This is a genomic window from Nonomuraea thailandensis (genome assembly GCF_024172165.1).
GTDB classification, from domain to species: domain Bacteria; phylum Actinomycetota; class Actinomycetes; order Streptosporangiales; family Streptosporangiaceae; genus Nonomuraea; species Nonomuraea thailandensis.
Genome location: NZ_JAMZEB010000002.1, coordinates 2,108,173 through 2,129,618, shown reverse-complemented (window position 1 = coordinate 2,129,618; position 21,446 = coordinate 2,108,173). Strand labels below are relative to the sequence as shown.

22 protein-coding genes are annotated in these 21,446 nt (G+C 73.3%); 11 read left to right on the top strand and 11 right to left on the bottom strand.

Annotated features, from left to right (window positions below):
- Together HD597_RS65805 and HD597_RS65800 are read left to right on the top strand one after the other, a co-directional pair.
- Positions 1-1,035, top strand: coding sequence for an ABC transporter ATP-binding protein (locus HD597_RS65805; protein WP_308210608.1), 1,035 nt, complete (start codon positions 1-3; stop codon positions 1,033-1,035).
- Entirely contained in the window at positions 1,032-2,039 is a 1,008-nt protein-coding gene (locus tag HD597_RS65800) for an ABC transporter ATP-binding protein (protein ID WP_308210607.1), read from the top strand. Before HD597_RS65805 ends, HD597_RS65800 begins: the two co-directional genes overlap by 4 nt.
- A 9-nt stretch (positions 2,040-2,048) precedes the next feature.
- Here the strand turns inward: HD597_RS65800 and HD597_RS13750 are convergent, their stop codons facing one another.
- Positions 2,049-3,263 (bottom strand): hypothetical protein, encoded by a 1,215-nt coding sequence (locus tag HD597_RS13750; RefSeq protein WP_253742420.1) that lies wholly within the window; start codon positions 3,261-3,263, stop codon positions 2,049-2,051.
- Positions 3,264-3,370: 107 nt separating this feature from the next.
- Between HD597_RS13750 and HD597_RS13745 the strand changes: the two genes are divergently transcribed.
- The 4 genes from HD597_RS13745 (at position 3,371) to HD597_RS13730 (ending at position 6,485) form a co-directional block, all read left to right on the top strand.
- Positions 3,371-4,015, top strand: a complete 645-nt coding sequence (locus HD597_RS13745; protein ID WP_253742419.1) for a GntR family transcriptional regulator — start codon at positions 3,371-3,373, stop codon at positions 4,013-4,015.
- 44 nt (positions 4,016-4,059) lie between these two features.
- Positions 4,060-5,277, top strand: coding sequence for an MFS transporter (locus HD597_RS13740; RefSeq protein ID WP_253742418.1), 1,218 nt, complete (start codon positions 4,060-4,062; stop codon positions 5,275-5,277).
- Positions 5,278-5,385: 108 nt separating this feature from the next.
- Complete coding sequence (locus tag HD597_RS13735) at positions 5,386-5,613, top strand: hypothetical protein (protein WP_253742417.1); 228 nt, start codon at positions 5,386-5,388, stop codon at positions 5,611-5,613.
- 59 nt (positions 5,614-5,672) lie between these two features.
- Complete coding sequence (locus HD597_RS13730) at positions 5,673-6,485, top strand: hypothetical protein (RefSeq protein ID WP_253742416.1); 813 nt, start codon at positions 5,673-5,675, stop codon at positions 6,483-6,485.
- A 19-nt stretch (positions 6,486-6,504) separates the two neighbouring features.
- On the opposite strand, the gene HD597_RS13725 is transcribed toward HD597_RS13730, so the two are convergent.
- Positions 6,505-7,308, bottom strand: a complete 804-nt coding sequence (locus HD597_RS13725; protein WP_253742415.1) for an alpha/beta fold hydrolase — start codon at positions 7,306-7,308, stop codon at positions 6,505-6,507.
- A gap of 13 nt (positions 7,309-7,321) precedes the next feature.
- Positions 7,322-8,218, bottom strand: coding sequence for an RNA polymerase sigma factor SigJ (gene sigJ, locus HD597_RS13720; RefSeq protein ID WP_253742414.1), 897 nt, complete (start codon positions 8,216-8,218; stop codon positions 7,322-7,324).
- 211 nt (positions 8,219-8,429) lie between these two features.
- On the opposite strand from sigJ, the gene HD597_RS13715 reads away from it, so the two are divergent.
- A complete protein-coding gene (locus tag HD597_RS13715) occupies positions 8,430-9,305 on the top strand; it encodes a M23 family metallopeptidase (RefSeq protein ID WP_253742413.1) in 876 nt (291 codons plus the stop codon).
- 10 nt (positions 9,306-9,315) lie between these two features.
- On the opposite strand, the gene HD597_RS13710 is transcribed toward HD597_RS13715, so the two are convergent.
- The 6 genes from HD597_RS13710 to HD597_RS13685 are packed head-to-tail and all read right to left on the bottom strand — an operon-like array spanning position 9,316 to position 15,188.
- Complete coding sequence (locus tag HD597_RS13710; protein ID WP_253742412.1) at positions 9,316-10,242, bottom strand: fumarylacetoacetate hydrolase family protein; 927 nt, start codon at positions 10,240-10,242, stop codon at positions 9,316-9,318.
- Positions 10,242-11,174 (bottom strand): VOC family protein, encoded by a 933-nt coding sequence (locus HD597_RS13705; RefSeq protein ID WP_253742411.1) that lies wholly within the window; start codon positions 11,172-11,174, stop codon positions 10,242-10,244. Before HD597_RS13705 ends, HD597_RS13710 begins: the two co-directional genes overlap by 1 nt.
- Positions 11,171-12,181, bottom strand: a complete 1,011-nt coding sequence (locus HD597_RS13700; RefSeq protein ID WP_253742410.1) for an amidohydrolase family protein — start codon at positions 12,179-12,181, stop codon at positions 11,171-11,173. Before HD597_RS13700 ends, HD597_RS13705 begins: the two co-directional genes overlap by 4 nt.
- Entirely contained in the window at positions 12,178-13,290 is a 1,113-nt protein-coding gene (locus HD597_RS13695) for an FAD-dependent monooxygenase (protein WP_253742409.1), read from the bottom strand. The genes HD597_RS13700 and HD597_RS13695 overlap by 4 nt, the downstream gene beginning before the upstream one ends.
- 7 nt (positions 13,291-13,297) lie before the next feature.
- A complete protein-coding gene (locus HD597_RS13690) occupies positions 13,298-14,236 on the bottom strand; it encodes a cyclase family protein (protein WP_253742408.1) in 939 nt (312 codons plus the stop codon).
- On the bottom strand, positions 14,226-15,188 hold the full coding sequence (locus HD597_RS13685; protein WP_253742407.1) for a fumarylacetoacetate hydrolase family protein: 963 nt from the start codon (positions 15,186-15,188) through the stop codon (positions 14,226-14,228). The genes HD597_RS13690 and HD597_RS13685 overlap by 11 nt, the downstream gene beginning before the upstream one ends.
- A gap of 87 nt (positions 15,189-15,275) precedes the next feature.
- Between HD597_RS13685 and HD597_RS13680 the strand changes: the two genes are divergently transcribed.
- Entirely contained in the window at positions 15,276-16,196 is a 921-nt protein-coding gene (locus HD597_RS13680; protein WP_253742406.1) for a LysR family transcriptional regulator, read from the top strand.
- Positions 16,197-16,199: 3 nt separating this feature from the next.
- Here HD597_RS13680 and HD597_RS13675 read toward each other — a convergent pair whose 3' ends face one another.
- On the bottom strand, positions 16,200-16,991 hold the full coding sequence (locus HD597_RS13675; RefSeq protein WP_253742405.1) for an enoyl-CoA hydratase/isomerase family protein: 792 nt from the start codon (positions 16,989-16,991) through the stop codon (positions 16,200-16,202).
- On the bottom strand, positions 16,988-19,027 hold the full coding sequence (gene paaZ, locus HD597_RS13670) for a phenylacetic acid degradation bifunctional protein PaaZ (RefSeq protein WP_253742404.1): 2,040 nt from the start codon (positions 19,025-19,027) through the stop codon (positions 16,988-16,990). The genes HD597_RS13675 and paaZ overlap by 4 nt, the downstream gene beginning before the upstream one ends.
- 120 nt (positions 19,028-19,147) lie before the next feature.
- Between paaZ and paaA the strand changes: the two genes are divergently transcribed.
- Genes paaA through paaC form a run of 3 tightly spaced genes read left to right on the top strand, consistent with a single transcriptional unit; the run spans position 19,148 to position 21,368 of the window.
- Entirely contained in the window at positions 19,148-20,143 is a 996-nt protein-coding gene (gene paaA / locus HD597_RS13665; protein ID WP_253742403.1) for a 1,2-phenylacetyl-CoA epoxidase subunit PaaA, read from the top strand.
- Entirely contained in the window at positions 20,140-20,433 is a 294-nt protein-coding gene (paaB, locus tag HD597_RS13660) for a 1,2-phenylacetyl-CoA epoxidase subunit PaaB (RefSeq protein ID WP_253742402.1), read from the top strand. The genes paaA and paaB overlap by 4 nt, the downstream gene beginning before the upstream one ends.
- 17 nt (positions 20,434-20,450) lie before the next feature.
- Entirely contained in the window at positions 20,451-21,368 is a 918-nt protein-coding gene (gene paaC, locus HD597_RS13655; protein WP_253742401.1) for a 1,2-phenylacetyl-CoA epoxidase subunit PaaC, read from the top strand.
- Positions 21,369-21,446: the final 78 nt, after the last annotated feature.

Genomic DNA, 21,446 nt, shown 5'->3' with positions numbered 1-21,446 from the left:
ATGACGGAATACCCCACCGAGATCCTCCGGGTGGAGGACCTGGCCGTCGAGTTCCCCACCGAGGACGGCGTCGTCCAGGCCGTCCGCGGAATCTCCTACTCCCTGCACGAGCGCGAGGTGCTCGGGATCGTCGGCGAGTCCGGCTCGGGCAAGTCGGTCTCGTCGCTGGCCGTGATGGGGCTGCTCCCCCGCGGCGCCCGCGTCCGCGGCCGGATCCTCTACCGCGGCGACGACGTGCTGAAGCTGCCCGCCCGCAGGCGTCGCGGCCTGCGCGGACGCAAGATCGCCATGATCTTCCAGGACCCGATGACCGCGCTGAACCCGGTGCACACCGTCGGCGACCAGCTCGCCGAGGCCGTGCTCGCCCACGACCTCGTGCCGCGCAGGCAGGCGCTCGCCCGCGCCAAGGAGATGCTCGACCTGGTCGGCATCCCGCAGGCCGAGCAGCGGCTGCGCAGCTACCCGCACGAGTTCTCCGGCGGCATGCGGCAGCGCGCGATGATCGCCATGGCGGTCATCAACAACCCGGACGTCATCATCGCCGACGAGCCGACCACGGCGCTCGACGTGACCGTCCAGGCGCAGATCCTGGAGAAGCTCCTGGAGGTCAAGGACGCCGTCAACGCCGCGATCGTGCTCATCACGCACGACCTCGGCGTCGTCGCGGGCATCGCGCACCGGGTGCTCGTCATGTACGCCGGCAAGCCGGTCGAGGTCGGCGACACCGACACGATCTTCTACCGGCCGCGCATGCCGTACACCGCGGGGCTGCTCGGCTCGATGCCGTCGCTGGAGACGTCGGGAGGACGGCTGCGCCCGATCAAGGGCGCCCCGCCCTCGCTGATCAACCTGCCGTCCGGCTGCCCGTTCTCGCCGCGCTGCCCGCTGGCCGACACCCGCTGCCGCAGCGAGGAGCCCGCGCTCGTGGAGGTCGACGAGGGCGGGCACCACGCCGCCTGTCATCACTGGGACCAGCTGGCCGCGGTGGCGGATCCCACCGCGCTGTTCCGTACGGAGAGTGAGCCCGTCACATGAGCGTTCAGGTCACGCAGGAGCACCTCCTCGAGGTGGAGGACCTGGTGATGAGCTTCCCCGTACGCGGCGCGGGGTTCCTGCGCAAGGTGGCGGGCCACATCCAGGCGGTGAGCGGCGTGTCCATGCACGTCGACCAGGGCGAGACCCTCGGCGTCGTGGGCGAGTCGGGGTGCGGCAAGTCGACGACGGGCCGGGCCATCCTCCAGCTCCACAAGCCCACCTCGGGCTCGGTGCGCTTCGAGGGCGAGGAGCTGACGACGTTGCCGCCCAGGCGGCTGCGCGCGGTGCGGCGGGACATGCAGATCGTCTTCCAGGACCCCTACGCCTCGCTCAACCCGAAGCTGCCGGTGAACGACATCATCGCCGAGCCGCTGAAGGTGCACGACCGGTGGCGGGACACCGGTCCCAAGAAGGTGTCGGAGCTGCTGGAGCTGGTCGGGCTCAACCCCGAGCACGGCAACCGGTACCCGCACGAGTTCTCCGGCGGCCAGCGCCAGCGCGTCGGCATCGCCCGCGCGCTCGCGCTGGAGCCCAAGCTGCTCGTGCTGGACGAGCCGGTGTCGGCGCTGGACGTGTCGGTGCAGGCCGGGGTGATCAACCTGCTGGAGGACCTGCAGGACACCTTCGGGCTGTCCTACATCTTCATCGCGCACGACCTGTCCGTGGTCAGGCACATCTCCGACCGCGTCGCGGTGATGTACCTGGGCAAGATCGTGGAGAGCGGCCCGCGCGACGACGTCTACGACCGCCCTGTCCACCCCTACACGCAGGCGCTGCTGTCGGCGGCGCCGACGGCCAACCCGGAGGAGGAGCGTCGCAGGCAGCGGATCATCCTCACCGGCGAGGTGCCGAGCCCGCTGGATCCGCCGAGCGGCTGCCGGTTCCGCACGCGCTGCTGGAAGGCCCAGGAGATCTGCGCCACCGAGGAGCCCGCCCTCGTCGACCGGGGCACCGGGCATCCGGCCGCCTGCCACTTCCCCGAGGTGAACACCGAGGTGGTGTGATCCCGGGCGTCACCCCTTCCAGGTGATCGCGAACCGCAGGTCGGCGATCACCTGGAGGGTGACCGACCCGGCTTCGAAGCGCAGCTCCAGCCCCTGGTTCCCGTCGTCGCCGAACAGCCTGAAGTCGCTGAGCGTGCGCCCGACGGCGGCCGCCGCCCGCTCGCGTTCGTCGCGCAGGTACCAGATCACGTCGTCGGTCAGCAGGTACCCCTCCTCGCCGTCGTCGTCCACGATCCGGCACTCCTCGTACGGCTCGCCGGACCGCCCGTCCTCGAACCGCAGCCGCCCCTCGTACCCGGCCCAGATCTGGATCGAGTCGCCGTCGAGGAACAGCAGCTCCAGCAGCTGGTCCTCGGCAGGGCCGCCGTGCCGGCGGACGAATCCGCGCCACACGCCCGCCAGGCACTTGCCGCGCCGCCGCCAGATCTCCGCCGGCAGGTCCTCACCGCCCGGGTACGCGTGGCGCTCCATCGTCCGCAGGTACTCACCGGCGATGCGGCGGGCCGTGTGCCCCGTGCGGGGGTCGCGCTGGATGCTGAGGAGGTAGGCGGTCGCGTCGAGGCCGCCCGCCATCTCCAGGTGGGTCACCATGCCGTTCCCGTACTCGCCGAGGTTCGGGACGCTCGCGGCGAGCAGGGAGAAGTAGCGCCGGCGGTCGGCCGGCGTGCCGGCCGCGCCGAGCCGCTCGCGCAGCCAGCCGCTCACCTGGCCGGCGAGCACCGGCGGCAGCCCGTCCGCCCAGACGCGGGCCAGCTCGATGATCATCTCCGGCGACGGCTCCAAGCCCGCGCTCGCGCCCGAGCCCACGCCCGGGCCCGCTTCAGTGCCCGCTTCAGTGCCCGCTTCAGGGCCCGCTTCAGGGCCCGCCTCAGGGCCCGCTTCCGTGCCCGGCTCCGCGCGGGCGCCCTCTTCGGCCAGGGCCGCCACGCGGGAGCGGCGGATGTCGTCCAGCGTGGGCATCAGCTTCTCGAACCGATGCCACCACCGGCCCCACGAGTCGCCCATCGGCGCGAGCACCGGGGAGAGCACGACCTGGTCGTACACGCTCAGCGGGTGCGGGTGCGCGGCGGCCCAGCGCCGGCACCGGTCGAGGACGTCGAGGGCCTGCGCGATGGCGCCCGGCGTGCTCTCCTGGGCCCGCGCCGCGTCCCCTCGGGCCGGCGGCCCGGTCAGGCACCACGGCGGCCCGACGCCCTTCAGCTCCTCCGGAGCCAGCTCGTCCATGATCCAAACGCCTCCAGGTCGGCCACCCTACCGACCACGGGTCGCCCGCCGGAACCGTGCGGACATCATAGATACAAGCATGCATCCATACCTGATACGCTGCGCGCATGGCCGATCCCGCGAAGCGCCCGTCCGCCGCGCACACCGCCTACGCGGTGACCAAGGAGCTGATCCTGTCCGGCGAGCTGCCCGGCGGCAGCCTCATCAGCGAGGGCGAGATCGCCGAGCGGGTGCGGGTGAGCAGGACCCCGGTCAGGGAGGCGTTCCTGCGGCTGGAGTCGGAGGAGCTGCTGGCGCTGCATCCCAAACGCGGCGCGGTGGTGGTGCCGGTCCCGCCGGGAGAGGCGGCCGACGTGCTGGAGCTGCGGCTGGCGCTCGAACGGTCCGCGGCCGAGCGCATCGCGCGCACCGGCCTGCCGGACGAGCACCACGAGCGGATGCTGGAGCTGCTGTCACGCCAGCGGGCCCTCGCCGAGGCCGCGGACGTCACCGCGTTCGCCCACGCGGACGAGGCGTTCCACCGCTGCATCGTCGAGGCGTCGGGCAACCGGCTGGCCGGCCGGTTCTACGCCACGCTGGGCGACCGGCAGCGGCGGATGAGCATCTTCGCGCTGCGCCTGCGGCCGGAGCGGCTGCCCCTGCTGGCGGCCGAGCACGAGACCCTCCTCGGCCATCTCCGCGACGGCGACAACGCCGCCTTCTCCGCGGCCCTGCTCAGCCACCTCACGGCCACGCACGGCCCGGCCCGCTGAACCACGCTCCCCCGAGCCCGACCGACGAAAGCCCTGCTCCGACCATGCTCCACACCTCGCAGGCCGCGCCCGTGCCTGCCGCCGGGTCCCGCCCGAACGCCTGGCGCGGCGTCGCCGCGGCGATGTTCGCCTGCGGCTGGGGCGGCAACCAGTTCACGCCGCTGCTGCTGATGTACCGGCAGCAGGGCGGCTACTCGGCGCTCAGCGTCGACGCCTTCCTCGGCGCGTACGTCGTGGGGCTCGTGCCGGGGCTCCTGCTGGCCGGCCCCGTGTCCGACCGGCGCGGGCGGCGTCCCGTGCTGGTGGCGGGCACCGTCGCCTCGGCCCTGGCGAGCCTGGTGCTCTGCTTCGGCGGGCAGGGCGCCTGGCCGATCTACGCGGGCCGGCTCATCGCCGGCTTCGCGGTCGGCATCGCCATGGCCGTGGGCACCAGCTGGGTGAAGGAGCTGTCGGAGGGAGGCGACAGCGGGCTGCCGGCGCGCCGCGCCTCGCTCTGCCAGACGGCGGGGTTCGGGCTCGGAGCCGGAGTGGCGGGCGCGCTGGCGCAGTGGGGGCCGGCGCCCATGGTGACGCCGTACGTCGTGCACGTGCTGCTCACCGCGGCGATCCCGGTGCTGCTCCTGCGGGTGCCGGAGACCCGGCCGGCGCTGCCGATGCGCGGGCTGCTGCGCGCGCTGGCCGACGACCTGCGCGTCCCCACGCCTGCCCGCAGGCGGTTCCGGCTGGTGGTGCTGCCGATGGCTCCGTGGGTGTTCGGCGCGGCCGGGCTGGCGTACGCCGTCATGCCCCAGCTCGTCGACTCGCGCGTGGGCTCGTGGGGGCTGGCGTACGCGACCGGGCTGACCGTGCTGACGCTGGGCATGGGCGTGGCCGTGCAGCCCGTGGCCAAGAGGCTGCGCGGGGCCGCCCCCGTGGTGGCCATGAGCGTGATGCTGCTCGGCGCGGCGCTGTGCGCGGCCAACGCCGTGGTGCTGTCGCCCTGGCTCGCGGCCGGCGCCGCCGCCGTGCTGGGAGCCGCGTACGGCATCTCGGTGGTGTCGGGGCTGCTGGAGATCCAGCGCATGGCCGGGGCGGACGACCTGGCCGGGCTGACCGGGATCTACTACACGCTCGCCTACGCGGGCTTCCTGCTCCCCACCCTGCTGGCCACCCTGTCGGCCTGGCTGTCCTACCCGGTCATGCTGGCCGCGGTGGCCACCGCGGCGCTGGCCTGCCTCGCCCTCGTCGTGACCGGCTCCCGCCGCACGGCGCCGCTCCCCTGACCGGCCCCGTACCGGGCAGCAAAAGGAGCAAAACCCATCGGGGGGCGGACGCCGTGTCTACCGTAGGCAGGGCAAGGCGGTTTCTAGGACTTTCGGGGGGATGATCCTGTGACGTTCTCGATGATTCTGGCGGCGGTCTTCGTGCTCGCGTTCGTGGTCATCATCGTGAGCATGCTCGGCTCCCTGACCAGCCGGCCCTCCAGGCGGCGGCGGGGGTCCGGCCGCACCGGCATGTCGTACTCCAGCGGCATCGGCTGGGGCGGAGGCGACAGCGGCAGCAGCGACAGCGGTTCCTCGGGCGGTGACGGCGGCGGGGGCGGAGGCGGCGGCGACTGAGCCGGGAGAGAGCCCGGCCCGTGCCCCGGACGTGATCCGGCTACGGCATGATCGTCGTCATGAGGCGGATGATCACCGCTCTGGCGGTCTGTGCCGCGTTGCTGGTGGCGGGCGCTCCCGTGCCCGCCGAGGCCGAGGACGCCGTACGGGTGCTGAAGGCCGTCCTGGGGCCGGGGCGGGGCGTTCACTTCACCGAGACGGCCACCGTCCTGGACAACGCCGGGGAGCGAGCGGGACACCGGCGCTCGGGTGTCCTCGAGACCGGGGAGAAGGGCGGCGTCAAGGCCCTCGACGTCACCGTCACCGGGGGCGAGCACGGCCGCGAGCGCTCCATCGGCTTCAACCATGACGTCGGCGGCACCGCCTATCGATCCGGCGGCCTCGCCGCGACGCTGCTCCCGGAGAGATGGACCTGGTGGAAGAACGCGCACCAGTTCCATCTCTTCCACACCGAGCTCTTCGGCCACGACCAGCAGCTCGTCAATCCGGCGGAGCCCGCGACCCTGGCCGCCCTGCTGAAGAACGGCCAGGTGAGCGGGAACACGGTGACCGGCTCGATCACCTTCGATGAGCTGGAGGAGGTCTCCGCCTGGGCGCAGCACGCGAGCCCCGGCTGGAAGACCGGCACCGCGCTGTCCTACACCCTCACCCTGACCCCGGCGGGCCTGGTGAGCAGGGTGCGGAGCACCTACCAGGCCGACGGAAGTCCCGCGGTCAGGGACGTGTTGGGTGACCTGGCCGGCAGGACCGTGCGGGTCGACACCCGCTACAGCCGGTGGGGCGACAGGGTGTCGATCGAGCCACCCGATCCTCGCGCGACGACGACCGAGCTGTGTGCCGAGCCGATCTGCAGGCTGCGCCTGCCGGGCTGACGGGCGAGGGGGCGCTCCCTCAGGAGTGGAACGTTCCAGGGCGGAGCGCGGATTCGGTGATGAGGGCGACGACGGCCTGGGGGTCGTCGGTCATGCAGACGTGGCCGCAGCCGGGCAGCGACCCGACGCGGGTGCCGGCCGGGAGCTCGTCGAGGTGACGGGCTACGCCGGGCAGGAGGAGCAGGTCGCGGGAGCCGAACGCGACCGTCGTCGGCACGCTGAGCGGCGATCCCGCCAGGTAGCGGCGCTTGGCGGTGGCCTTGAGGGTGGCGGCGAAGCCGGGGCAGCGGCCCATGGCCCGGATGCTCGCGCGGGCCTGGTCGGGCGGCACCCGGGTGGGTCTGGCGTGGGTCTGGCCGAGGACGAGGACGCGGCCCAGGCGATGGTCGACCAGGCGGGACAGCAGGCCGGTGGCGTGCTCGGTGCCCCATCGGATCATGCGCAGGCTGGCGCGCTGGTAGAGCGGCGTGGCGCCGCGCCACAGGCCGGCCGGTGACACCAGGGTGAGCGAGGCGGCCGGGCGGATGGCGGCGAGTTCGAGTGCCACCCAACCGCCGAGCGAGTGGCCGGCGAGGTGCGGCGAGGTGATGCCGAGACCTTGCAGGAAGTCCGCCACGATCGCCGCCAGGGCGGCGGGCAACGGCTCGATGCGCTCGGGCAGCGGCTCCGACTCCCCGAAGCCGGGCAGGTCCACGGCCAGGACGTCGAACCGCTCGGCGAGGGCGGGGATGACGGGGCTCCAGGCGTCGCGCATGGAGCCGAGACCGTGCAGCAGCACGAGGGGCTCGCCCGCGCCCTGGCGGGTGTACGCGAGTGATGACATGTGCGTTCCTCCTTCAGTTGTGCCGGACCCGGCGGAGTTTGTCGGGGTTGACGACGAGGTCGAGCTCGGTGATCAGGGTGCCGGCCACGGTGAAGCCCATCACGCCGACGACGGCCCCGCCGGCTTCGAACACCAGGCCCGGCGAGCCGTTGACCGTGCTCGGCCGCGGCGTGACGGCGCGTCTGGCCGTGACGCCGAGCAGCAGCCGCGCGACGTTCAACGCGCCGGTGACGGGGCGGCGCGCCACCCCTGGCACCAGGCCGCCGCCGTCGGAGCGCAGCACCACCTTGGGGTCGAGGACGCGGACCAGGTCCTCGACGCCGCCGTGGAAGCACGCCTGGGCGAACGCCTCGACGGCGTCGGCGTGCTGGCCCTGGTCGGGGGTGAAGCGGGGCGCGCGGGCGCGGACGTGACCTCTGGCCCTGGCCACGAGCTGGCGGCAGGCCGCCTCGCTGCGGCCCACGGTCCGCGCGACCTCCGGGTAGGACAGGCCGAAGACGTCGCGCAGCACGAAGGCGGTCCGCTCCGCGGGGCTGAGCGATTCGAGCAGGACGAGCACCGCCATGCTGACCGACTCGTCCAGGGTCACCCGGTCCTCCGGGCCGGGCGCCGGTGAGGCGCCGACGAGCGGCTCGGGCAGCCACTGCCCGACGTAGCTCTCCCGCCTGGCCCTGGCGGATCCCAGCTCGTCCAGGCAGATCCGGGCGACCACCGTGGTCAGCCAGGCGCGTACGTCCCGCGGCTCGCTGCGGCGCGCGCGGGTGAGGCGCAGGTAGGCCTCCTGGACCGCGTCCTCGGCGTCGGTCAGCGTGCCGAGCATGCGGTAGGCGACCTCGGTGAGGTGCGGCCGGTACCGCTCGAACTCACGCGCGAGGTCCGCTGGGCCGGGGTCCGCTCTCCGCGACTGCATACCTGTTAGACGACGAAGCCTGCCGGCCTGTGACAAGAGGCAGCCTGGGCACGTCATCGCCCGGCCACCAGGGAAGCCGGAAATTTTCATGCAATCAGGATTGATGAAGAGAACTTTCGAGGATATCTTCACGATCAAGCCGCCCCTCCACCGGGGCGGAGAGATTGGGCGTTCGACCGTACCCCTCCACCCCCTGCTTCACGAGGTGAGCATGCCCAAGATCGGAACATTCGCCCTGCCCTCGGCGGCCCTCGCCCTCGCGGCCGCGCTGCTCCCCCAGCCCGCGTCCGCGGACCCCGTCGAGGCCCTGGCCACCACCCACAAGAGTCCTTTCACCTGCGGAAAGACGTTCAACGCGAACAACTGGACCCCCGATCACAGCCCTTCCGGCTCGCTCGACTGGCAGGACTACGGCGGCGACGACATCAACGGTGAGACCGTACGCGCCACCGCCGCCGGCACCGCGTACTTCTACGACGCGGGCAACACCAGCTACGGCAAGTGGATCGAGATCCGTCACGGTGACGGCAGCAGGACCCGCTACGCCCACCTCGCCACCATGGCGCGCGCGGCCGGCGGCTCGATGAGCGTCGGCCAGGGCACCACGATCGGCACGGTCGGCTCGACGGGCGGCTCCACCGCCCCGCACCTGCACTACGAGCAGCGGACCTCGACCGGAGCGGTGGACACCAGCCCCACCGTGGACGGCGTGACCGTCTCCCTGGGCCAGAAGAAGGCCGTCACCAGCACGAACGCGTGCGGCGGCAACCCGTACACGCCCGAGGAGGTCTGCGGCGACGGCTACGGCGTCATCGACTCGGCCGCCCTCACGGGCGGCCGGACCTACCTGCTCTACAACTCCGGCAACGGCAACAACTGCGTCGTGACCCTGAAGACCACGAACGTCGGATCACCGTCGTCGATGTCGGCCTTCCTCGAACCGCAGGGCGCCACCAGGACGACGAACGCGGGCAGTTTCAGCTACTACGCGGGGCCCGTCGTGCGGTCCGCTCCCGGCCAGTGCGTCAAGTGGGGCGGCTCCATCGGCAGCAGCTCCTACACCAGCCCCTTCGAGCACTGCGGCTAGCGCGAGAGCGTCATGGACGGTGCCGCGGGCGGGGGCGGGCCCCCGGCAGCGGCACCGGATCCACGCCGGCCACGACGGTGTTGCGGACGGCGCCGATGCCCTCGACCTCGATCTCGACCACGTCGCCCGGCCCGAGCGGCGGCGGGTCCTGCCTGCCGCGCAGGCCCCACAGCTCGGCCAGGCAGCCGCCGTTGCCGCAGGTGCCGGAGCCGAGCACGTCGCCCGGGCGAACCCAGGTGCCGCGCGAGGCGTAGGCGACGAGCTCCTCGAACGGCCAGCCCATGTTGGACAGCAGGTCGCGGCCGATCTCCGTGCCGTTGACGCTGACGGTGAGCGCCAGGCGCAGGAAACCGCCGGCGTCCCGGTACGGCTCCAGCTCGTCCGCGGTGACCAGCCACGGGCCGAGCGTGGTCGCGGTGTCCTTGCCCTTGGCGGGGCCCAGGTTGACCTGCATCTCGCGGCTCTGCAGGTCGCGGGCCGACCAGTCGTTCATGATCAGGTACCCGGCGATGTGGTCGCGGGCCTGCGCGGGGGTGAGGTCGCGGCCCGCCCTGCCGATGACGGCGGCCACCTCCAGCTCGAAGTCGAAGACCCGGCAGCCGGGCGGGATCGGCACGTCGTCGTGGGGACCGATGACGGCGTAGGGGTTGGTGAAGTAGAAGGCGGGGGCGTCGTACCAGGCGTCGGGCACTCCCGCTCGGCCGTCGATGCTCCTGCGCACGCCCTCGACGTGCTCCTCGAAGGCGACGAAGTCGCGGACGGTGGGCGGCTGGAACGGCGCGAGCAGCCGCACCTCCGCCAGCGGGACCGGCTCGCCCGTCACGGCGCCCTGGAGCGCGTCGAGCGGGCCGACCCCGTCGGGCAGCGGCCTGACCATGCCGCCGTCCACGAGGCCGGAGCGGGTGCGGCCCTGGTGGGTGAAGGTGGCGATCCTCATCAGACGGGCGGGGCGACGAACACGCCGCGGTCGACGTCGTTGAACGACTCCTTGGCGACCAGCTCGTTCATGGGGTTGGCGGTCCCCCACTGGTCGGTGACCTCCGGCTGGGAGAAGTCGTACACGTGCGGGTGCCAGGCGTCCTCGTCCAGCTCCTCCAGCTCGGTGGTGTACTCGACGGTGTTGCCGTGCGGGTCCATGAAGTAGGAGAAGGTGTTGTCGCCGGCCAGGTGGCGGCCGGGGCCCCAGATCATGCGGACGCCGGCGCGCAGCAGCCTGCCGGTGCCGTACATGTACTCGTCCAGGCCGCGCAGCTCGAAGCTGATGTGGTGCAGGCTGGCGTGCGGGCCGCGGGCGATGGCCATGCTGTGGTGCTGGGGGTTGCAGCGCATGAAGTGCATGACCTGGCCCATGTGCGGGTGGGCGAGGGTGTCGGACAGGGCGAAGCCGAGGTGGGTCTCGTACCAGGCACGGGTGGCGTCGATGTCGGGGGCGTTGAGCACGACGTGCGACAGGCGCACCGGGACGGACTCCTTGGCCTCCAGCCTGCGGTGCCTGCGGACGGCGACGTCGGCGGACACCTCGACGGTGCGGCCGTCGAGGTCGAAGAAGCGGAAGCCGTAGCCGCCGCCGGGGGTGTCGAGCTTGCCGGGCTCGGAGACGAGCCGCACCTCGGCGGCGCGCAGCCGCTCGGCCAGGGCGTCCACGTCGGCCGGGGTCGCCGCGCCGAAGGAGATCAGGTCGAGCCGCTTCTCCTCCGCCTTGCGCAGCCGGATGACGTACTGCTCGGGCGAGCCCTCGGCGGCCAGGAACGAGATCCCGCTGTCGCCTGCGACCTCGGTCAGGCCCCACACGCCGGAGTAGAAGTCGCGCTGCTTGCCGTAGTCGGGCACGGCCAGGTCCACGTGCCGCAGGTGCGTGATGAGTCTCATGAAGGATCCTTCAGGTCGAAGAGCCGGACGGCGTTGGCGCCGCGGACGGGGGTGTCCGCGAGCCCGGCCGCGCGCAGGGCGGCGAGCGGGTCGGGCTCGCCCATGTCGAAGGGGAAGTCGGAGCCGAGCAGCACCCGTTCGGGCCCGGCGACGCGGACCAGCTCGCGCAGCGCGGCCGGGTCGTGGGTGAGCGAGTCGAAGTGCAGGTCGCGCAGGTAGCTGCTGGGCTCGCGGGCGCAGCCGCGGGCGTCGGGCCGCACCCGCCGGCCGTGGTCCGAGCGGCCCAGGTAGTACGGCAGGTAGCCGCCGCCGTGCGCGGCCAGCAGCTTCAGCCCCGGATGCCGGTCGAGCACGCCGGAGAAGATCAGGTGCGACAGCGCGACGGCGTTCTCGACGGGCTGGCCGACGAGGTTGGACAGGTACCAGCGGTCCAGGCGCTCGTCCAGCGTGCAGCCGAACGGGTGCAGGAAGACGACCGCGCCCGTCTCGGCGGCACGCGCCCAGAACGGCTCGTAGGCCGGGTCGGACAGCTCCCGGCCGCGCGGGGAGGCGGCGTTCCCGGGCGCGTGGGAGGAGATCTCCACGCCCTTCAGCCCCAGCCGGAGCGCCTGGTCCAGGGCGGTGACCAGCAGCTCGGGGTGCTGGAGCGGAGCCAGGCCGAGCCCGTGCAGCCGGCCGGGGGCCTGCGCGACGTGTTCGGCGACGCCCTCGGCGGCCAGGCGGCACACCTCCGCGGCCAGGTCGTCGCCGGCCCAGTAGTGGTAGTGCGACGGCGACGGGGAGACGACCTGCGCGTCCACCCCGGCCGCGTCCATCGCCGCCAGCCGGTCGGCCACGCGGGTGAGCAGGCCGATCCGCTCGCCGATCATCGCGCCCGACACGGCGAGCGCGCCGGGGCCGTTGCGGCGGGCGTCCAGCTCCCGGTGGGCTTCCAGCCCCGGGCGGCCGGCCACGGCCTGCTCGATCGCGGGCAGCAGGACGTGCGCGTGCACGTCAACGGTGATCATGGGCGCTGGGTCACCGTTCCCGCGATCCTGGCCATCAGGCCGGGCACGTCCGCGTCGCGCACCCCGTCGAGCTGCCAGCGGGCGAGCTGCACCGACGCCTCGACGACGGCCTTGACCCGGTCGTGGCGGCGGTCCATGAACGCCTCGAACAGGTCCTGGCCGAGCCGGTCGGCGGCGAGCAGCAGCTCGGCGAGGACGGCGGCGTCCTCCAGGCACTGGGCGGCGCCCTGGGCCAGGGTGGGCGGGCAGGCGTGCGCGGCGTCGCCGATCAGCACGACCCGGCCGCGGTTCCACGGGCGGTCCACGAGCAGCGACTCGAACCAGGTGTAGTTGATGCGGCCGGGGTCGGTGATGTCGGCGCGGATCTCGTCCCAGGCGCCGCCGTAGCCTTCGGCCAGCGCGCGCATGTGGGCGGCCTTGTCGCCGACGGCCTCCCTGGGCCTGGCCTGCTCGACCAGGTACGCGTACATGGTGTCGGCGCTGGTCGGGCAGTAGCCGGCGATGAAGCAGGGGCCGCCGTAGATCAGGTCGGTGCGCTCGACGTCCTTGGGGCGGCGGGTGTGGATGCGCCAGATGCCCATGCCGACGGGCTCGGGCGCCGCGTCGACGCCGATCAGGCCGCGGACGTGCGAGCGGATGCCGTCCGCCCCGACGACCAGGTCGAAGCGTCCGGCGGTGCCATCGGAGAAGGTCACCTCGCCGGTGTCCGACACGGCGTGCACCGTCAGTCCGTACCTGACGCGCGCTCCGGCGTCGCGCACGGCGGCGGCCAGGATCGCGGCCAGTTCCGGGCGGTTCATGCCGAGCGTGGCGGGCAGGTCCGGGCCGCCGGTGCGCGCGTCGGGGATCTCGGCGAGCAGGTCACCGCCGGGCGTGCGCAGCCCGAGCGAGTCGAACGCGAACCCGGCCGCGCTCACCTGCTCCCACACGCCGAGGTCGCGCAGCACGCGCAGCGCGTTGCCCTGCAGCGTGATGCCCGACCCGAGCGCGGTCGGGCCCGGCTCGACCTCCGCGACGTCCACGGTGACGCCGGCGCGGGCGAGCAGGATGGCCAGGGCGGAGCCGGCGGTGCCGGCGCCGACGATCAGGACGTTCTCGATTGCGGGCATGGCCGCCTCACTTAAGCGCCAGGGGGTTGACGGGGGATCCGACCGCGCCGGTGATCGGCAGCGGCGGGGCGGTGAGGAAGAACTCGTGGACGCCGTCGGCGGCGCAGTCGGCGGCCAGCGCGTCCAGGTCCCACATCTCGCCGACGAGCAGGCCGAGGTGCGGGATGACGACCTGGTGCAGCGGCTGGAACGCGTTGTCGAACTCGTTGGGGCGCACCTCGAAGCCCCACGTGTCGGTGGCGATGGCGGCGATCTCGGTGCGGTGCAGCCAGCCCGCGCTCCAGAACGACAGGCCGGGCGCGGGGCCGCCCGCGTAGTCGCCCCAGCCCTCGCGCCTGGCCCTGGCGAGGCGGCCGGTGCGCACGCACACCAGGTCGCCGCGGCCGACGCGGACGCCGTACGCCTCGGCGGTGGCGGTCAGGTGCTCCTCGGTGATGGCGAAGCCGTCGGGCAATTCGCCGTACACGGCGGCGACGTCCAGCAGCACGCCGCGCCCGGCCACCGGGGCGGCCAGGTGCTCGATGCCGGTGACCCGGTCGCCCTCGCTGGTGACGACCTGGTCGGCGGGGCGGCCGTTCCAGGCCCGGCCGTGGTCGAAGATGTGGCCGAGGCCGTCCCACTGGGTGGAGCACTGCAGCGGCATGGCGATCACGTCGTCCGCGCCGCCGAACCCGTGCGGGAAGCCCTGGTCGCCGTGCACGGCGTCGAGACCGGTGTCGGTCATGGTGTGCACCGGGTTGGTACGGCGGCGCCAGCCCTTCTGCGGGCCGTCGGCGTCGAAGCGCTGCGACAGCGAGAACGCCTCGCCCCGCCGGACCAGCGCGGCGGCGGCGCGGCGCTCGGCCGGGCCGATGAAGTTGACCGTGCCCAGCACGTCGTCCGCACCCCAGCGGCCCCAGTTGGAGTACTTCGCCGCCGCCTCGGCGATGGCCTGCTCAGCGTTCATCGCGGCACCCGTTCCGCTGCGTGCCGAGGCCGGTGATCGTGCCCTCCATGACGTCGCCGTCGCGCAGCAGGCGGCCGTGGTGCAGGCCGTTGCCCGCCGGGCTGCCGGTCAGCACCAGGTCGCCGGGCAGCAGCTCGACGGTCTGGGAGGCGTAGGACACCAGGCGCGCCACGTCGAAGATCATGTCCTTGGTGGACTCGTCCTGCATGACCTCACCGTTCAGCTTGAGCGTCACCTTCAGGTCGCCGGGGTCGCCGGCGAAGGCGGCCGGCACCAGGTACGGGCCCAGCGGCGTGAAGGTCGGCGCGTTCTTGGCGCGCAGCCAGTCGGTGCCGATCTCCGGCATGTCGCGGCGGAACACCAGCTCGCGGGCGGTGATGTCGTTGGCGATCGTGTACGCCGCGACATGGTCGAGCGCCGACTCAGGGCCGACCCGGTGGGCCGGGCGGCCGATCACCGCGGCCAGCTCCAGCTCCCAGTCCGGCTTCGTGCACCACGACGGGATGACCACGTCGTCGTACGGGCCGGTGACCGAGGACGGCAGGCCGATGAACACGTACGGCTGGTCCTCGGCCGCGCGCCGGTCCATCATCGCCGCGACCTCGGCGCGCACCTGCTCGGCGGGCCGGCCGCCGGGCGGCTCGTGCGCCACGGCCAGGTCGATGACGTGGGTGCGGTAGTTGGCGCCGGACTGCAGGATCTGGCGCGGCTCGACCGGGGCGTGCACGCGCAGCTCTCCCAGCGGGCGCCACTCCCCCGCCGCGGCAGTGGCGGCGTCGCGCAGCAGCGGCAGGACGTCGTCCCAGCGCTCCAGCAGCGCGCGCGTGGTGGGGGCGTGCTCGCTCAGGTCGAGCACCCGGTCGCCGGCGACGAGGCCGGGGAAGGCGGGGCCGGAGCCGGCCGAGAAGGTGCCGAGCGCGAACGGGCCGGCGAGGTGCGGGGATGTTTCCACGAGGTTTCCTCCGGAGGCGGTGCCTTAACCTTGAGCCATCCGGAGAGATCTGGGAAATCGATTCTTTGGATCCCTACCATCCATGACATGGATAGGCCTGTGAACCTCGCCAACCTCGACCTCAACCTCACGGTCGCCCTGCGCGCCCTGCTGGAGGAGCGCAACGTCACCCGCGCCGGCCTGCGCGTCGGGCTGAGCCAGCCCGCGATGAGCGCCGCCCTGGCCAGGCTGCGCCGCCACTTCGCCGACGACCTCCTGGTCAGGCAGGGCAACCGTTACGAGCTGACCCCGCTCGGCACCGCGCTGCGCGCGCCGGTGGCCAACGCCTGCGCGGTGCTGGAACGGCTCTTCACCAGCCGCGCCGGCTTCCAGCCCGGCGTGGAGCAGCGCGACTTCACGCTGCTCTCCTCCGACTACGCGATCGCCGTCTTCGGGGCGCGGCTGGCGCGCGTGCTGCACGAGGAGGCGCCGGGCGTGCGGCTGCACTTCCGGCACGTGCCGCGCGACCTCGTGGAGAACCCGGACGCCCTGCTGTCAGGCGTGGACGGCATGCTCATGCCGCACGGCGTCATCTCCGACATGCCCGCCGTCGAGCTCTACCGCGACGAGTGGGTGTGCCTGGTCTCCGACGACCACCCCGGCGACGTCACCATGGACGACCTGGCCCGGCTGCCGTGGGTGGTCTACCAGCGCACCTTCGACGCCCCCGTCACCCGGCAGCTCACCATGCTGGGGCTGGAGCCGGACGTGGAGGTGTCGGTGCAGAGCTTCCAGCTCCTGCCGGCGCTGGTCGCGGGCACGCGAAGGGTCGCGCTGGTGCAGCGGCGGCTGGCCGCGCTGCTGCGCGGGCTGGCTCCCGTACGCGCGCTGCCGTGCCCCTTCGAGGCCGTGCCGCTGCAGGAGGCGTTGTGGTGGCACCCGGTGCACAGCCACGACGCCGCCCACATCTGGCTGCGCGAGACCGCCGCCCGCGTGGCCGCCGAGCTCGACGGCCCGCCCCGCGCGTGACGCTCAGCGGCCCTCGAAGACGGGTTTGCGCTTGGCCAGGAACGCCTCCACGGCGGCGGCGTGGTCGGCGCTCAGGCCCAGCCGCGCCTGGGCCCGCGCCTCGGCCGCCAGCGTGGCCGCGAGGTCCCGCCCCCACGCCTGCGCGATGAGCCGCTTGGACTCCGCGTAGGCGGCGGTCGGCCCGGCCGCGAGCCTGGCCGCCAGCGCCCGGCCCTGCGTGCCGACCTCGTCGCGCGGCACCACGCGCCCCGAGATGCCCCACGCGACCGCCTCCTGCGCGCCGAACGGCTCGGCGAGCAGGACGAGCTCCCTGGCCCGCGCCTCGCCGACCGCCCGCGTGAGCGTCGCCGACAGCCCGGAGTCGCAGGTCAGGCCGATCGCGCTGAACGCCGTGGCGAAGACGGCGTCCTCGGCGAGCACCCGCACGTCGCAGGCCAGCGCGAGGGCCAGCCCAGCGCCCACGCAGGTGCCGCCGACGGCCGCGACGACCGGCTTGTCCATCGTGGCCAGCAGCCGGACGACGGGCGCGTAGTCCTCCTCCACGGTGTCGAACGCGTGCGCGGGATCGTCGCGCAGCGCCGCCGCGTGCTCCGCCAGGTCCTGCCCGGCGCAGAACGCGCCGCCCGCCCCGGTCAGCAACACGGCCCGGACGGCGGCGTCGGCGGCGACGTCCTCCAGCGCGCCGCGCAGCGCCGCCTTCGTCTTGCCGTCCAGCGCGTTGCGCCGCTCGGGACGGTTCAGCGTCACGACGGCCACGGCGCCGTCGCGCTCGACGACGACCGGAGCCCCGTTCACCGGGCGTCCCAGGTCTTGGCGACCAGGGTGAGCACGTCGTAGGTGGCGACCGGCTGGTCCTCCTGGTTGGTCACCACGGCGTCCCAGCGGACCTCGCCGTAGTCGGCGTTGCTGCGCGGGGTGATCTGCTTGACGGTCAGCGTCACGGCGATGGTGTCGCCGGCCTTGACCGGGGTGAGGAAGCGCAGCGAGTCGACGCCGAAGTTGGCCAGCACGGGGCCCGGCGCCGGGTCGACGAAGAGCCCGGCGGCCAGCGACACGACCAGGTAGCCGTGGGCGACGATGCCGCCGAACAGCGGGTTGCGTGCGGCGGCCTCGGGGTCGGTGTGCGCGTAGAACGTGTCGCCGGTGAACTCGGCGAAGTGGTCGATGTCGGCGAGCGACACCGTGCGCGGCGCGGAGGCGATCGTGTCGCCGATCCGCAGCTCGGCCAGCGACTTGCGGAACGGGTGCACGCCGGACTCGGCGCGTGCCGAGCCCGTCGTCCACCGCCCCGTGACGGCGGTGAGCTGGTCGGGGGACGCCTGGACGGCGGTGCGCTGCATGTGGTGCAGCACCCCGCGGATGCCGCCGAGCTCCTCGCCGCCGCCGGCCCGCCCAGGGCCGCCGTGCACGAGGACGGGCAGCGGGGAGCCGTGCCCGGTGGACTCCTTGGCGTCGTCCCTGTCGAGGACGAGCACGCGGCCGTGCCACGGCGCGAGCCCGAGCACGACGGAGCGGGCCACGCCGGGGTCGTGGGTGGCGACGGAGGCCACGAGGCTGCCCTTGCCCCTGGCGGCCAGCGCGATCGCCTCGTCCAGGCCGTCGTAGCCGATCACCGTGCTGACCGGCCCGAACGGCTCCACGTCGTGCGGCTCGACGGCTCCCGGCCGGGCGCGCAGCACGAGCGGGGTCATGAACGCGCCACGCTCGGGGTCGCCGTCGAGCAGGGCCGCGCCCTTGGGCTCGCCGAAGACGACCTCGGCGTTCGCGAGCAGCGCCTCGACGGCCTTGCGCACCTCCTCGCGCTGACCGAGGCTCGCCAGCGCGCCCATCCGCACGTCGGGGTTGCGCGGGTCGCCGACGCTCACCTTGCCGAGGCGGTCGGCGAGCGCGTCGATCACCTGGCCGGTCATCCCGGCGGGGACGAGCACCCGGCGGATGGCCGTGCACTTCTGCCCGGCCTTGACCGTCATCTCGGTGACGACGCCCTTGACGAACAGGTCGAACTCCGGATCGTCCGGCCGCACGTCGGGGCCGAGGATCGAGCAGTTGAGCGAGTCGGCCTCGACGTTGAGCGCCACGCCGTCGTCGAGCACGTTGGGGTGGCGGCGCAGGATGCCCGCCGTGTGCGCCGAGCCGGTGAAGGCCACGGAGTCCTGGATCGTCAGCTCGTCGAGCAGCCCGCCCGCCGAACCGGCCAGGAGCTGCAGCGTGCCCTCGGGCAGGATCCCCGACTCGATGATCTGCCGGACGGCCAGCTCGGTGAGGTAGGCGGTCTGGCTCGCGGGCTTGACGATCGTGGGCAGGCCGGCGAGGAAGGCGGGCGCGAGCTTCTCCAGCATGCCCCAGACGGGGAAGTTGAAGGCGTTGATCTGGACGGCCACGCCCGGCCGGGAGGTGTAGAGGTGCTGGCCGGCGAAGGTGCCGCCCTTGCCCAGGCGCTCCAGGCCGCCGTCGAGGACGACCGTGTCGTTCGGCAGCTCCCTGACGCCCTTGCTCCCGTAGCTGAACAGGGTGCCGATGCCGCCGTCGACGTCCACTGCGGTGTCGCGGGCGGTGGCGCCGGTGCGCACGGACAGCGCGTACAGCTCCTCCTTGCGCTCCAGCAGGTGCTTGGCCAGGGCCTTGAGCAGGGCCGCCCGCTCGTGGAAGGTCAGGGCGCGCACCGCGGGACCGCCGGTGTCCCTGGCGTGCCTGACCATGGCCGCGACGTCCAGGCCCCGGCTGGAGATCCGCGCGACCTCCTCGCCCGTGGCGGCGTCGAGCAGCGGTTCACCGTCGTCTGCCGCGCGGGACCATCGTCCGGCGGCGTAGCTCTCCAGCAGCGCGCTCACGCTGTCTCCTTTCCCCAGGGTCTCCGTTCCCCGGGACCTGTTGCGCGAAGACCCCGACCCGTGTCACCGTATTACTGACCGAGCGATAAGTAAATAAGAGTGATGTGTCTCGGAGGGAAGATGACGACGATCCCGGCGGAGCCGGAGCTGCAGGCCGCGTTCGACGCGACCATCGACCGCCATGACCGGATCGAGCCCCGGGACTGGATGCCGGACGCCTACCGCAGGACGCTCGTCCGCCAGATCGCCCAGCACGCGCACTCCGAGATCATCGGCATGCAGCCCGAGGGCAACTGGATCGGCCGCGCGCCGTCCCTGCGGCGCAAGGCGATCCTGCTGGCCAAGGTGCAGGACGAGGCGGGGCACGGGCTCTATCTGTACTCCGCCTGCGAGACCCTGGGCGTCTCCCGCGCCGAGCTGACCGAGCTGCTGCTCACCAGCAGGCAGAAATATTCCTCGATCTTCAACTACCCGACGCTGTCGTACGCCGACGTCGGCACGATCGGCTGGCTCGTGGACGGGGCCGCGATCTGCAACCAGGTGCCGCTCTGCCGCACCTCCTACGGCCCCTACGGCCGCGCGATGATCCGCATCTGCAAGGAGGAGTCGTTCCACCAGCGACAGGGGTACGAGCTGCTCATGACCATGATGCGCGGGACCGGCGAGCAGCGGGCCATGGTGCAGGAGTCCGTCGACCGGTTCTGGTGGCCGTCGCTGATGATGTTCGGGCCGCCTGACGCACAGTCGCCCAACAGCGAGCGGTCGATGGCGTGGGGCATCAAGCGCAACTCCAACGACGAGCTGCGCCAGAAGTTCGTGGACATGACCGTCCCGCAGGCCGACGCGCTCGGGGTGACGCTGCCGGACCCCGGCCTGCGCTGGAACGAGGAGCGCGGGCACTACGACTTCGGCGAGCCCGACTGGCGGGAGCTGGCCGCCGTCATCCGCGGTGACGGGCCGTGCAACGCGCAGCGGCTGGCGCACCGCAGGGCCGCCCACGAGGAGGGCGCCTGGGTACGCGAGGCCGCCACCGCCTTCGCCGCCCGTGAGAGCACTGTCCGCGAGAGCGCTGCTGGTGAGAGCGCTGTCCGCGAGAGCGCCGAGGCCGCCCGATGAGCGCCGACCGGCGGGAGTGGCCGCTCTACGAGGTGTTCGTGCGCGGCAAGCGCGGACTCAACCACGTGCACGTCGGATCGCTGCACGCCCCGGACGACACGATGGCCCTGCGCCACGCCCGCGACGTCTACACCCGCCGCAACGAGGGCGTCAGCATCTGGGTCGTCCGCGCCGACGCCATCACCGCCTCCAGCCCCGACGAAAAGGACCCGCTGTTCGGGCCGAACGGCGACAAGGTCTACCGGCACCCCACGTTCTACGACATCCCCGCCGACGTCCCGCACATGTGAGAAACGGACCGGACACCATGAGCGACGAACACGGCAGCGTCTTCGACGGCCTGCTCGGCGGCGACTCCTCCCAGTGGGCCTTCGGCACCGACTTCGAGGACCCGCTGGCCGGCGTCGACACCACGACGCCCGGCGGCGTGGACCCCGCCGAGCTGGCCGCGTACTGCCTGATGCTCGGCGACGACGCGCTGATCATCTCGCAGCGCCTGTCGGAGTGGTGCAGCCGCGCGCCCGACCTGGAAGAGGACATCGCGCTCGCGAACATGGCCCTCGACCTGCTCGGGCAGGCCCGCCTGCTCCTGGCCCGCGCGGCCGCCGCCGACCCCGGCGTCGTGCCCGCCCTGCCCGAGGGCTCGCCGGTGCCGCCGGAGGACGCCCTGGCCTTCTTCCGCGACGACCGCGACTTCAGGAACGTGCGGCTGGCCGAGGTGGCCAACGGGGACTTCGCGCACGTCGTGGTGCGGCTGCTGCTGTTCTCCACGGCCCGGCTGGCGCTGCTGGAGCGGTTGCGGACGAGCCGCGACCAGGTGCTGGCGGCCGTGGCGGCCAAGGGCGTCAAGGAGGTCGCCTACCACCGGGACTGGGCCGGGCGCTGGTTCCTCACGCTGGCGCGCGGCACCGAGGAGTCGCACCGCAGGCTCCTGGCCGCCCTCGACGAGCTGTGGCCGCTGCAGGGCGAGCTGGTCGCCGCGCACCCGCTGGAAGGGTCCCTGGCGGAGTCGGGCGTCGGCGTGGATCCCGCGTCGCTGCGCGAGGAGGTGGACGCCGTCCTCGACCAGGTGCTCACCGTCAGCGGCGTGCCCCGTCCCGAGCGGGCGCCGCTGGCGGGCGTCGGCGGGCGGACGGGCCGCGACGGCCTGCACACCGAGGCTCTGGGCCGCCTGCTCGCCGAGATGCAGGTGGTCGCCCGCGCCCACCCGAGCGGGCGCTGGTGAGCACCGACCGGCCCGCCCCCTCCCGGGCCTGCGAGGCGGCGGACGCCGGGCGGCGGGCGGTCGAGGCCACTGCCACCC

Coding starts and splice junctions, on each gene's coding strand:
- HD597_RS65805 (WP_308210608.1), top strand. CDS start 1: ATGACGGAATACCCCACCGAGATCCTCCGGGTGGAGGACCTGGCCGTC.
- HD597_RS65800 (WP_308210607.1), top strand. CDS start 1,032: ATGAGCGTTCAGGTCACGCAGGAGCACCTCCTCGAGGTGGAGGACCTG.
- HD597_RS13745 (WP_253742419.1), top strand. CDS start 3,371: ATGGCCGATCCCGCGAAGCGCCCGTCCGCCGCGCACACCGCCTACGCG.
- HD597_RS13725 (WP_253742415.1), bottom strand. CDS start 7,308: ATGTCATCACTCGCGTACACCCGCCAGGGCGCGGGCGAGCCCCTCGTG.
- HD597_RS13730 (WP_253742416.1), top strand. CDS start 5,673: ATGAGGCGGATGATCACCGCTCTGGCGGTCTGTGCCGCGTTGCTGGTG.
- paaC (WP_253742401.1), top strand. CDS start 20,451: ATGAGCGACGAACACGGCAGCGTCTTCGACGGCCTGCTCGGCGGCGAC.
- HD597_RS13715 (WP_253742413.1), top strand. CDS start 8,430: ATGCCCAAGATCGGAACATTCGCCCTGCCCTCGGCGGCCCTCGCCCTC.
- HD597_RS13705 (WP_253742411.1), bottom strand. CDS start 11,174: ATGAGACTCATCACGCACCTGCGGCACGTGGACCTGGCCGTGCCCGAC.
- sigJ (WP_253742414.1), bottom strand. CDS start 8,218: ATGCAGTCGCGGAGAGCGGACCCCGGCCCAGCGGACCTCGCGCGTGAG.
- HD597_RS13695 (WP_253742409.1), bottom strand. CDS start 13,290: ATGCCCGCAATCGAGAACGTCCTGATCGTCGGCGCCGGCACCGCCGGC.
- HD597_RS13710 (WP_253742412.1), bottom strand. CDS start 10,242: ATGAGGATCGCCACCTTCACCCACCAGGGCCGCACCCGCTCCGGCCTC.
- HD597_RS13700 (WP_253742410.1), bottom strand. CDS start 12,181: ATGATCACCGTTGACGTGCACGCGCACGTCCTGCTGCCCGCGATCGAG.
- paaA (WP_253742403.1), top strand. CDS start 19,148: ATGACGACGATCCCGGCGGAGCCGGAGCTGCAGGCCGCGTTCGACGCG.
- paaB (WP_253742402.1), top strand. CDS start 20,140: ATGAGCGCCGACCGGCGGGAGTGGCCGCTCTACGAGGTGTTCGTGCGC.
- HD597_RS13740 (WP_253742418.1), top strand. CDS start 4,060: ATGCTCCACACCTCGCAGGCCGCGCCCGTGCCTGCCGCCGGGTCCCGC.
- HD597_RS13690 (WP_253742408.1), bottom strand. CDS start 14,236: ATGAACGCTGAGCAGGCCATCGCCGAGGCGGCGGCGAAGTACTCCAAC.
- HD597_RS13680 (WP_253742406.1), top strand. CDS start 15,276: ATGGATAGGCCTGTGAACCTCGCCAACCTCGACCTCAACCTCACGGTC.
- HD597_RS13750 (WP_253742420.1), bottom strand. CDS start 3,263: ATGGACGAGCTGGCTCCGGAGGAGCTGAAGGGCGTCGGGCCGCCGTGG.